General features: G+C 33.1%; 10 protein-coding genes. 3 read left to right on the forward strand and 7 right to left on the reverse strand.

Annotated features, from left to right (window positions below):
- Positions 1 to 552: a DUF1572 family protein gene (locus FUA24_RS19185; protein ID WP_148544672.1), complete on the reverse strand. Its 552-nt coding sequence runs from the start codon at positions 550 to 552 to the stop codon at positions 1 to 3.
- A gap of 13 nt (positions 553 to 565) precedes the next feature.
- Complete coding sequence (gene msrB, locus FUA24_RS19190; protein ID WP_148544673.1) at positions 566 to 1,045, reverse strand: peptide-methionine (R)-S-oxide reductase MsrB; 480 nt, start codon at positions 1,043 to 1,045, stop codon at positions 566 to 568.
- A gap of 146 nt (positions 1,046 to 1,191) precedes the next feature.
- Between msrB and FUA24_RS19195 the strand changes: the two genes are divergently transcribed.
- Entirely contained in the window at positions 1,192 to 2,010 is an 819-nt protein-coding gene (locus FUA24_RS19195; protein WP_148544674.1) for a M48 family metallopeptidase, read from the forward strand.
- Positions 2,011 to 2,165: 155 nt separating this feature from the next.
- Positions 2,166 to 3,494, forward strand: coding sequence for an MFS transporter (locus tag FUA24_RS19200; RefSeq protein WP_148544675.1), 1,329 nt, complete (start codon positions 2,166 to 2,168; stop codon positions 3,492 to 3,494).
- Between the two features lie 48 nt (positions 3,495 to 3,542).
- Here FUA24_RS19200 and FUA24_RS19205 read toward each other — a convergent pair whose 3' ends face one another.
- The 5 genes from FUA24_RS19205 to FUA24_RS19225 form a co-directional block, all read right to left on the reverse strand.
- Complete coding sequence (locus FUA24_RS19205; protein ID WP_148544676.1) at positions 3,543 to 4,277, reverse strand: head GIN domain-containing protein; 735 nt, start codon at positions 4,275 to 4,277, stop codon at positions 3,543 to 3,545.
- Positions 4,278 to 4,308: 31 nt separating this feature from the next.
- Positions 4,309 to 5,394 (reverse strand): hypothetical protein, encoded by a 1,086-nt coding sequence (locus FUA24_RS19210; protein ID WP_187388329.1) that lies wholly within the window; start codon positions 5,392 to 5,394, stop codon positions 4,309 to 4,311.
- On the reverse strand, positions 5,372 to 5,938 hold the full coding sequence (locus FUA24_RS19215; protein ID WP_148544677.1) for a hypothetical protein: 567 nt from the start codon (positions 5,936 to 5,938) through the stop codon (positions 5,372 to 5,374). Before FUA24_RS19215 ends, FUA24_RS19210 begins: the two co-directional genes overlap by 23 nt.
- Positions 5,939 to 5,948: 10 nt before the next feature.
- Positions 5,949 to 6,512 carry an RNA polymerase sigma factor gene (locus tag FUA24_RS19220; protein ID WP_148544678.1) on the reverse strand — a complete coding sequence of 188 codons (564 nt, stop codon included), beginning with the start codon at positions 6,510 to 6,512 and terminating at the stop codon, positions 5,949 to 5,951.
- 117 nt (positions 6,513 to 6,629) lie between these two features.
- Positions 6,630 to 9,176, reverse strand: a complete 2,547-nt coding sequence (locus tag FUA24_RS19225) for an ATP-dependent Clp protease ATP-binding subunit (protein ID WP_148544679.1) — start codon at positions 9,174 to 9,176, stop codon at positions 6,630 to 6,632.
- A 260-nt stretch (positions 9,177 to 9,436) separates the two neighbouring features.
- Here FUA24_RS19225 and gyrA point away from each other — a divergent pair, with 260 nt between their 5' ends.
- Positions 9,437 to 12,007 carry a DNA gyrase subunit A gene (gene gyrA / locus FUA24_RS19230; protein ID WP_148544680.1) on the forward strand — a complete coding sequence of 857 codons (2,571 nt, stop codon included), beginning with the start codon at positions 9,437 to 9,439 and terminating at the stop codon, positions 12,005 to 12,007.
- The last annotated feature ends 1 nt before the right edge of the window (position 12,008 follow it).

Below are 12,008 nucleotides of genomic sequence, written 5' to 3' on the forward strand. Positions count from 1 at the left end.
TTACAGGTCGTCTGTAAAATGTTTTCTAGTTTTCTCTTTACTGAATTTTTCGCTATTGTATTTCGAAGAAGTACCTTTTGGAATGGATAAAGACGTCCAGCCATTGCCCTTAATGAGTTTGCCTAAAAAAACAATTTGGCCAACATGATACGCATAATGAGCTAATTGTCTGTTAATGGCTTCAGTTACTGTATGTCCTTGGTTTCTAATGTAAATAATGCGTTCTAAATCCTCTTTTTTTAAAGGTTTTATTGCAGAAAATAAACAGTCCCACCCTTTGTTCCATTCACCAACTAATTCTTCTTTAGAGGTATAGGTATCCTCAAATTCCTTGTCTCGAAAGCGCCATTCTTTTTCGCCATCTTCCGTTAAAAAGTTGGTCCATCTACTTAGCATATTACCAACGAGATGTTTTACTATAATTGCAACGGAATTAGAATCTTCTGTAAATTCATTTTGCATCTCCTTAAAGCTTAATTGACTAAATGTTTTGTCGCCTAAACTTTGGTAATATTCAAATTGTTTGATTATGCTCGATAAGTAACTTTCCATTACATAAAAGTACTTATTTATTTGGGATAAATTTAAGTGCTACACCATTTATGCAATGCCTTTTGCCTGTAGTATTTCTGGGGCCATCATTAAAAACATGTCCCAAATGTCCTCCGCAGGTAGCACAATGCTCTTCCGTTCTTGCATAACCAATATTATAATCGGTCGAAAAAGCCACATTACCTTTAATTTCTCTATCAAAACTAGGCCAACCGCTACCAGAATCGTATTTGTGTTCACTTTTAAATAAAGGCGTATCACAACCCCTACAAACATAAATACCATCTTTGTAATTTTTATTTAAAGAACTTGTAAAGGCACGTTCTGTTCCTGCTTGTCTAAGTACGTAATATTCTTGAGGAGATAATTGACTTTTCCATTCTTCATCTGTTTTAACAACTTCAAAAACTTCTTTTTTCTTAGTTTTTTTCTGTGCAGAGGAATTACAATTGAAAAGACAAATTACAAAAATTAATAGGAGGAGATTTTTCATTTTATTCTATTTCTTTTTATGTCGGGATTAATATTATTTCTTAACACATTTAAATTTATAAATTCAAGTGACTATTAAAAAAAAACAGTGTCTAAAATATATCGAAATACAATTTTTGTATTTTTATATTAAATAAACTTACTAAAATGAAACTAAAAAGTACTTTCATATTATTTGGTATTGCTGCTATTTGTATTGCATGTGCCACGAACCCTTTCACTGGGAAAAAAACTATGGCATTAGTGCCTAATTCTCAGCTGTTTCCAATGGCTTTTGCTCAGTATGACCAATTTTTAACTGAAAATAAAGTAATCACTGGTACTAAAGATGCTGAAATGATTAAACGTGTTGGCCAAAAGATTGCCGTAGCAGCAGAACGTTGGTTAAATGCTAATGGTCATCAAGGCTATTTAAAGGATTATAAATGGGAATATAATTTAGTTGAAGATAAAACTGTTAATGCTTGGTGTATGCCTGGAGGAAAGATTGTGTTCTATACAGGTATTTTACCAATAGCTGAGAATGAAGCAGGGGTAGCTGCTATAATGGGACACGAAGTTGCACATGCTTTGGCAAATCATGGTCAACAAAGAATGAGTGCGGGTTATTTACAAGCTGGGATTGCAATAGCTGGTAATGTAGCTATTAAGGATGAACAGTCAAGAAATGCTTTTAATCAGTATTACGGTGTTGGCTCTCAGGTTCTGGGTATCTTACCTTTTAGTAGAAGTCATGAGACTGAATCGGATAATATAGGTATATATTTAATGGCTATTGCTGGATATGAACCTACTGAAGCTGCTGAATTATGGAAACGAATGAAAGCTAGAAGTGGGGGACAATCACCACCTGAATTTTTGAGTACGCATCCATCAAATGACACACGTATTAATCACTTAACACATTGGGCTCCTAAAGCTAGAGCGGAAGCAGCTAAGTTTGGTGTTACTACTTTCAGAAAATAGTTTTAAGATGTTATAACAGGGGATGAGACCCAGCTATACCGCAGGGGTGTTTCAACCAACAATTTTGAGTTTGCCCAAAAGCTTCTCGAAATTGGGTTTCAATAAAAATATTTGTTTACTTTAGAAGCTGCTCATAAAAGGGCAGCTTTTTTATTATGGCAGTATTAGAAAAAGGAAGTAAAAAGTTATTAAATGCCTGGGCGTTTTATGATTGGGCTAACTCGGTGTATAGTTTGGTAATTGCTTCGGCAGTATTTCCTATTTTTTACGGAGCACTATTTCGTAAAGCGGGAATAGATACTGTTTCTGTTTTTGGAGGTGAAATAGAAAGAGCTCCTTTAATTAGTTATACAACATCCTTAGCTTTTGTTTTTATTGCTTTAGTTACCCCGTTGGTTTCTGGTATTGCAGATTATATTGGTAATAAAAGGGTATTTATGAAATTCTTTTGCTATTTAGGAGGAGTTTCATGTATAGGACTTTATTGGTTTTCTTTGGATAATATTTATTTCAGCCTTTTGTGCTATTTTTTTGGTCTTGTTGGTTTTTGGGTGAGTTTTGCCATTAACAATTCGTATTTGCCAGATGTAGCATTTGAGCATCAACAAGATAAAATAAGTGCTAAAGGATTTTCTTTGGGGTATGCTGGTAGTGTGCTATTGCTTTTAATAAATTTAGTGATGGTAATGAAACCAGACTTATTCGGAATTACCTCAGATGATCCGAATAATCCTGCGGAGATAAGAGCTATGAAAATCTCTTTTGTTACAGTGGGGATTTGGTGGATGATTTTTAGTCAGTATACATTTTTTCATCTTCCAAAAGGGAACAAAAAAGAGAACGCTTCAGGAAAAAATAATGTTATTTTTAATGGTTTTAAAGAATTAAAATTGGTTTGGAATCAGTTATTAGACCAGCCTAAGTTAAAACGTTATTTAGTTGCCTTTTTTGTGTATAGTATGGCAGTACAAACTGTGATGTTAATTGCTACATATTTTGGTGAAGAAGAAATTAATTGGGGAACAGATGATGAGCGTACCATGGGGTTAATAATAAGCATTTTATTAATTCAAGTTATCGCTATATTTGGCGCTTTGGTTACAGCTAGAGCCTCAAAAAAATACGGAAATGTAAACACTTTAATCGTTATTAATATACTTTGGGTGAGTATATGTGTTTATGCCTATTTCTTAATTACACCAACAGATTTCTATATAGCTGCGGCGTGTGTTGGTATAGTAATGGGAGGTATTCAAGCACTTTCTAGATCTACGTATTCTAAGTTTTTACCAGAAACTAAAGATACCACATCCTTCTTTAGTTTTTATGACGTTGCAGAAAAAGTGGGGATTGTAATCGGGACTTTTATATATGGGTTTATTGCACAAATAACCGGAAGTATGCGAAATGCTATTTTATTCTTAATAGTATTCTTTTTAGCGGGTGTGTTTTTGTTAACCAGAGTATTAAAAATTAGTAAGTAAAAAGTCGCTCAAAAGAGCGACTTTAAAAGGTATATTTATTACTTTATTTTAATTAGATCTAATGGAACCAGAGCCTGCCACTTTAGTGTCTTCCTTTTTAGGATTTCCAGCATAAACAATATCTCCAGAACCAGAAATTCTAGCTTTTATAGATTCGTTACTTACAACTTTGGCTCCTCCAGAACCTGCAATAGCAACTTCAGTATTGTTTGCGTTTAAATCAAATCCGTGAAAATCACCTGAACCAGCCACTTTTACAACTAAATTATTGGTATTTCCTTTTAAAGTTAAATCGCCAGAACCTGCAACTGCCCCTTTAGCAGATGTAGTATCAATGTTTAAGACAACATCTCCAGAACCAGAAAGTGCTACATCTAATTTCGAAGTGTTAATCTTGTCTTCATTCCATAGGTCTCCAGAACCAGATAATGACACATTACTAATGTCTTTTACAGGTATTGTAATTTTAATGGTTTTTCCTCTACTGGATTTTAAATTTTTTCCATTTCTCACCTTAACAATTAAGTTGTCTCCTTTAACTTCTGTAATAATATGTTCTAGTAAGTTTTCTTCACCTTCAATTGTTATCTTACCTTCATTGCCGCTTACAAGAATAAAATCCATACTTCCAGCGCATTTTACGCCATCATAAGAACCAGTTGTTCTTGAAATTGTAGTTACATTGCCATTACCTTTAATACCTCCCCACTGGGCAAAAGCTGTAAAAGCCGTAAATACACTTAATATAAATAAGACTGTTTGTTTTTTGATTGATGATGTCATGTTTTTTAATTTTTATAGTTTATTTGATGAATTAATTTTTAGTAAGTGAAATACTGCCATAATCAGAAGTTACTTTAACTAAATTACCTGATGAACTATTACCATGGTACCCCGTGTAATAGCTTGAAGTAGATTCTTTAATTTTTTTCGTGAATTCTAACCCTGCACTTTCCCTTAATGAGGCATAATCTAGTTTAAGGTCAAAATCAAAATTATAATTTGGAGCGAATCCAATTTTAATGCCAGTATAACTTCCGTTAATAGTTACATTTTTAGTATTCTCATTAAGTTGTCCTATTTTAATGGCGCCATAGTCTGCCTTTAAATAAGCTTCTTTATAAATGTCTCCAAATACGGCAGTTAAATAATCGCCATTACCTTTTATGTAATTAGCGTTTTCTACTTTTAAGCTACCATAATCGCAATTGTAATTAATTGTTTCTGCAACTTCGACCTTAGAGCTAGAATAATCCGCATTTATATTGAGTGATTTAGTTTTAGAAACAGTAAACCCACTGTAATCCGCATTAATATTTCCGTTTTTAATGTATTCAAAATAACAGTTTTGAGAATAATCAAAGTACAACCTATTGTTATCGTTCATTAATTCTTTGGTTGTAATTTTACCATAATCGCATCTAATCTCTGCGGAGCCTTCAAGTTTGTCTAAATTAATACTTCCGTAATCATTGTTAATGTCAACATTATTGCTAATAGGTATTTTTACAATGTAATGGATGTTTACATTTACTTTTGATTTTTTGCCCCAACTCCACCAAGAACTAGATTTCTTGTTAAATTCGGTTTCGGCAGAAACTAGGTTAGGAGATGCACTAAAATCTACAGTTATGTCCCTAAGGCGTTCTTCGACTTTTTCTTCATCATTTCCTGATGTTGTAATTGTGATTTCAAAAACTGTTTTGTTTTTATCCCAAGTAATAACATCAATATTACCATAGCTACTGTTAACTTTAAGAGTAGCATTTTTGTTTACGGTAAATTCCTTATTTATGGTTTTCTTTTTAGTGTACTTGCCATCTAGCTTTGGAGATGCCATAGCAAGTAACGGAAGCATAACTAGGGTTAAAGAAATTCTATATAGTAATGTTCGTTTCATTTGATTGATTTTTTAATTCTTTAATGTGATTAATTTTTTCAATAGTACTTTTTAAAATGTCTATCCTATTTTGAAAGTTTGAAATCATTGCATAAATAACTCTTGTATCATCTCCACTTTCTGATAGGTCTGTTTTTAGATTTTCGTATTTATCTTCTAAAACTTTTAATCGTTTCATGGCATCTTGAACAATTACCTGTGCTTCTGGACTTTTTTCTGCCTGAAGTTTAAATAATTCTTCGTTTATTGATGTTAAGAAAAAATCTTGTGTCTGGGCCATTTTTGGAGATACACTTGCTAAATCTCGTCCATTTTCATTTGGACTTTTAAACACAAATGTTATCATTAAAATTACCGCAGCGGCAACACCAACCAAAGGTTTCCATAAACGACGCCATAGTTTATCTTCTTCTTTAATCAGTGCTAGCTCGCTTTGGTTATTTAGTTTATTTAAAAAGCGTTCTTTATGATTAAGAGCAGGCTGTTCTATGTCAAATTCATTTTGTAATCTGTCAAATAGGTTATCAATGTTATCTTTACTCATAAGCTTTTTTTTAAACGTGTACCGTTGCCAGTAACTTTTTTCTTAAACTTTCTTTGGCTCGTGATATGGTTGTTCTACAATTAGATTGAGAGATGTTTAATATATCTCCAATTTCTTCGTAGTCATAACCTTCAATTAAGTTAAGCGTAAGTGCAATTCTATAATTATCTTTTAATGTTTTAAGAGTTTCTAATACCTGTTTTGCTTTTAGGCTTGTAAACTCATAATCACTATTTAGACCATTAGAATCACCTTCAACTTTATATAGCATGTCATCTATAGGTACTTCATTTTGTTTTATTTGTTTTCTATAGAGTTGAATACTATTGTTTACAACTATTCTTTTTAGCCATGAACCAAAAATTGATGTGTCTTTAAGCGTATTTAACTTTGTAAATGCCATTAAAAACGATTCTTGCATAATATCTTCAGCCTCATAACTGTTTTTTACAATTCTGAAAGCTGTATTATACATAGCCTTATAATATCTGTTGTAAACTTCCAATTGCGCAGATTGGTTGCCCGATATGCATAAAGCTATTAATTGTTCAATATTGAAATTGGTTGGCGTCAAAAAAAACAATGTTTACATTAAAGATACGTTGGTTTTTAATTTGTTACAGTTTTGTCAAAAAAAAATCCTACCATCAATTAGAGAGTAGGATTTTTTTATAATTAAAAACTATTTTTTCTAAGATTCAGCAGGCTTTTCCGCTTTATCAATAGTGATATTTAATTCATTAGAATCTTTATCCAAATCTATTTTTATTTTATCACCTTCTTGTATATTAGAACCAACAATTTCTTCGGCTAAGGCATCTTCAATATACTTCTGTATGGCTCGCTTTAATGGTCTTGCGCCATATTGTTTATCAAAACCTTTTTCGGCAATATAATCCTTAGCACCATCAGTTAATTCTAAAATGTAACCAAGGCCTTTAATACGCGCTAAAAGCTTTTCTAGTTCAATATCAATAATTTTATTAATGTCCTCTTTCTCAAGTGCATTAAATACAATAACATCATCAATTCTATTTAGGAATTCTGGTGCAAAAGACTTCTTTAAAGCATTTTCTATAACACTTCTAGCATTGGCATCTTCTTGTGCTTTTTGAGCTGCTGTACCAAAACCAACACCTGTACCAAAGTCTTTGAGTTTACGTGCTCCAATATTGGAGGTCATTATGATGATTGTATTTCTAAAGTCAATTTTTCTACCTAAACTATCAGTTAAGTATCCATCATCAAGAACCTGTAGCAGCATATTGAATACATCTGGATGTGCTTTTTCAATTTCATCTAGTAAAATAACAGCATAAGGCTTGCGTCTAACTTTTTCTGTTAATTGACCACCTTCTTCATAACCAACGTATCCTGGAGGTGCACCAATTAATCTAGAAATAGCAAACTTCTCCATGTACTCACTCATATCGATTCGTACTAAAGAATCCTCACTATCAAATAACTCTCTAGACAAAATCTTAGCCAATTGCGTCTTACCAACACCAGTCTGACCTAAGAAAATAAATGAACCAATAGGCTTGTTAGGGTCTTTAAGACCAGCACGGTTTCTTTGAATTGCTTTCACAACTTTAGAAACGGCCTCATCTTGACCAATTACTTTACCTTTAATTAGGTTTGGTAATTCTGCCAGTTTATTAATTTCTTTTTGTGCAATTCTATTCACAGGAACACCTGTCATCATAGAGATAACATCTGCAACATTCTCTTCTGTTACAATTTCTCTATGTTGTTTGGTGTCTTCTTCCCATTTCTCTTGAGCTATAGATAACTCTTTTTCAAGGCGTTTTTCATCATCTCTTAGTTTTGCAGCCTCCTCATACTTCTGCTTTCTTACTACAGCATTCTTGGTTTCCTTAATTTCTTCAAGTTTCTTTTCTAACTCAATGATTTGTTTCGGAACATCAATGTTTGTGATATGTACACGTGATCCTGCCTCATCTAAAGCATCAATAGCTTTGTCTGGTAAAAATCGTTCCGTCATATATCTGTTAGTTAATTTTACACAAGCTTCAATAGCTTCTGGTGTATAATCAACATTGTGATGTTCTTCGTACTTTCCTTTAATATTGTTAAGGATTTCGATAGTTTCTTCAACACTAGTAGGTTCTACTATTACCTTTTGGAAACGACGTTCAAGGGCACCATCTTTTTCAATATACTGTCTATATTCATCTAAAGTAGTAGCTCCAATACATTGAATTTCTCCTCTTGCTAATGCTGGCTTAAACATGTTTGAAGCATCTAAACTTCCTGTTGCACCACCAGCGCCAACAATGGTGTGTATTTCATCAATAAATAAAATAACATCATCATTCTTTTCAAGCTCGTTCATAACGGCTTTCATGCGCTCTTCAAATTGGCCTCTGTATTTTGTGCCAGCAACTAAACTTGCCAAATCAAGTGTTACAACACGTTTGTTAAACAGTATTCTAGATACTTTTCTTTTAACAATTCTAAGGGCTAAACCTTCAGCAATAGCAGACTTACCAACACCAGGTTCACCAATTAAAAGCGGATTATTCTTCTTTCTTCTACTTAAAATCTGTGAAACGCGTTGTATTTCTTTTTCTCTACCAACAACAGGGTCTAGCTTACCTTCTTCAGCTAAAGCCGTTAAATCACGTCCAAAATTATCCAGAACGGGTGTTTTAGACTTCTTGTTTGTTTTGCCCGAGGGTGTATTAAAAATATCTTTTGAAGCATCATCTTCTTGGTTTGGAGTGTCATCCGGAAAAGATTCAGCTTTTGGTTCTATATATTCATTATCGTTTGTAATCATAAGCTTAAATTGTTCTTTAACATTGTCATAGTCCACTTTTAATTTATTTAAAAGTTTAGTAGTTGGGTCGTTTTCATTTCTCAAAATACACAATAATAAGTGCGCTGTATTAATTGATGTACTTTGAAATAACTTTGCCTCTAAAAACGTAGTTTTTAAAGCGCGTTCTGCTTGTCTTGTAAGATGTAAATTCTTTTTTTGGTTTGAAGCAATAGTAATGTTGGGGTTGGCTGGACTTAATATTTCAACTTTTCGTCTTAAATGATTTAAATCTATATCTAAGGCATTTAATATATTAATTGCTTTCCCGTTACCATCACGTAAAAGACCAAGCATAAGGTGTTCAGTGCCAATAAAATCATGCCCCAAACGCAATGCTTCTTCTTTGCTATAAGCAATTACATCTTTTACTCTTGGTGAAAAATTATCATCCATAATTAAGTTCCTTTCTGCATTAAAAATACTAATAATAGTTAACTATAGGCAAAAACTATACCCTAAATTAACTGTCAGTTGCTAATTGACGAAAAAAAGTTTAATAAATCAAAGTTTTCAATCTCATACTTATTAACCAAAAAAGGGTGTTAAATTGTTAATAAATAGTCTTAAAAAACTAACTTAAATCAGGTATTCGCAATAATGAAATAACTATATTAGCATGTTTTGAAAAAATCATAAAATATTAAAAGAAATATATGGCAGAAGGAGAAAAATTGATTCCTATTAATATTGAAGATGAAATGAAATCGGCTTACATTGATTATTCAATGTCAGTCATTGTGTCACGTGCTTTACCAGATGTTAGAGATGGTTTAAAACCAGTTCACAGACGTGTACTTTACGGTATGCATGAACTAGGTGTTAGAGCAAATAGTGCGCATAAAAAATCTGCAAGAATAGTAGGGGAAGTTTTAGGTAAATATCACCCGCATGGTGATACTTCAGTTTATGATACTATGGTGCGTATGGCTCAAGAATGGAGTTTACGTTATTTACTAGTAGATGGTCAAGGTAACTTTGGATCTATTGATGGAGATAGTCCTGCAGCAATGCGTTATACAGAAGCGCGTATGCAGAAAATTTCTGAAGACATGTTGGCAGATATAGAAAAGGAAACTGTAGATCACAAATTAAACTTTGATGATACCCTTCAAGAACCAACCGTTTTACCCACAAGAATTCCAAATTTATTAGTTAACGGAGCTTCTGGTATTGCCGTTGGTATGGCAACTAATATGCCACCTCATAACCTTTCTGAAGTTGTAGATGGTACCATAGCATACATTGATAATAATGAGATTGAGATAGATGAGTTAATTCAATTCATTAAAGCACCAGATTTTCCAACCGGAGGAACAATTTATGGGTATGATGGCGTAAAAGAAGCTTTTCATACTGGTAGAGGTCGCATTGTTATGCGTGCTAAAGCTAATATTGAAGAGGTTAACGGTAGAGAATGTATTATTGTTGATGAAATTCCTTATCAAGTCAATAAGGCAGATATGATTAAGAAAACTGCCGACTTGATTAATGACAAAAAATTAGATGGAATTTCTACCATAAGAGATGAGTCTGATAGAAAAGGTATGCGTATCGTTTACGTTTTAAAGCGTGATGCCATTCCTAACATTGTATTAAATAAATTATATAAGTATACTGCACTTCAATCGTCTTTTAGCGTTAATAATATTGCATTGGTTAATGGACGTCCTCAATTATTAAACTTAAAGGACCTTATTCATTACTTTGTTGAGCATAGACATGAGGTTGTTGTAAGACGAACGCAATATGAATTAAGAAAAGCTGAGGAAAGAGCGCATATACTTGAAGGTTTAATTATTGCATCAGATAATATTGATGAAGTCATTGCTTTAATTAGAGCATCATCTAATGCAGATGAAGCTAGAGAGAAGCTAATGAAGCGCTTTGAACTAACTGAAATTCAAGCTAAAGCAATTGTTGAAATGCGATTACGTCAGCTTACTGGTTTAGAGCAAGATAAGTTACGCGCAGAATATGATGAGCTGTTAAAAACTATTGAAGACTTAAAAGATATCCTTGACAAGAAAGAAAGACGAATGGATATCATTAAGGAAGAGTTAGTAGCAGTTAAAGATAAGTACGGAGATGAGCGTAGATCTAACATTGAATATGCAGGTGGAGATTTAAGTATTGAGGATATGATTCCTAATGAGAAAGTGGTAATTACTATTTCTCATGCAGGATATATTAAACGTACTTCTTTAACGGAATACAAGACGCAAAATAGAGGTGGTGTTGGGCAAAAAGCATCAACAACTAGGAATGAAGATTTCTTAGAGCATTTATTTGTTGGTACGAATCATCAGTACATGCTGTTCTTTACGCAAAAAGGAAAATGTTTCTGGATGCGTGTTTACGAAATCCCAGAAGGAAGTAAGACCTCTAAAGGTAGAGCAATTCAAAATCTTATAAATATTGAGCAAGATGATAAGGTAAAAGCCTTTATCTGTACTCAAGATTTAAAAGATGAAGACTATATAAATAGTCACTATGTAATAATGGCTACTAAGAACGGACAGGTTAAAAAGACGTCATTAGAGCAGTATTCAAGACCAAGAACTAATGGTATTAATGCAATTACTATTAAAGAAGAGGATGAGTTATTAGAGGCTAAATTAACAACTGGAGATAGTCAGGTAATGTTAGCGCTTAAGTCTGGTAAAGCAATTAGATTCGAAGAGGCAAAAACAAGACCTATGGGTAGAGGAGCTTCTGGAGTAAGAGGTATTACGCTTGCTGGTCCTAATGATGAAGTAATTGGAATGGTGACTATAAACAACCCGCAGGAAGAGACAGTACTTGTTGTTTCCGAAAATGGCTATGGTAAACGTACATTTATAGATGATCCAGAAGATGGAGAAGCTGTGTACAGAATTACAAATAGAGGTGGTAAAGGTGTTAAAACTATTTCCGTTACTGAGAAAACAGGAAGTCTAGTAGCAATTAAAACAGTTACAGATAATGATGATTTAATGATTATCAATAAATCCGGTATAGCCATTAGGTTAGAGGTTGAGAATTTAAGAACTATGGGTAGAGCTACTCAAGGAGTTAAATTGATAAACCTTAAAGGAAATGATTCTATTGCGGCAGTTGCTAAAGTAATGCATGATGAAGATAATGTAGATGAAGAAGAAGGTGGTGAAACTGTTGAAAACACTGGGGCTACCGAGGATGGCACAACTCTTGATAATAATGTAAATAACGATAACACTGAAAATTAAT

The organism is Seonamhaeicola marinus, from assembly GCF_008085455.1.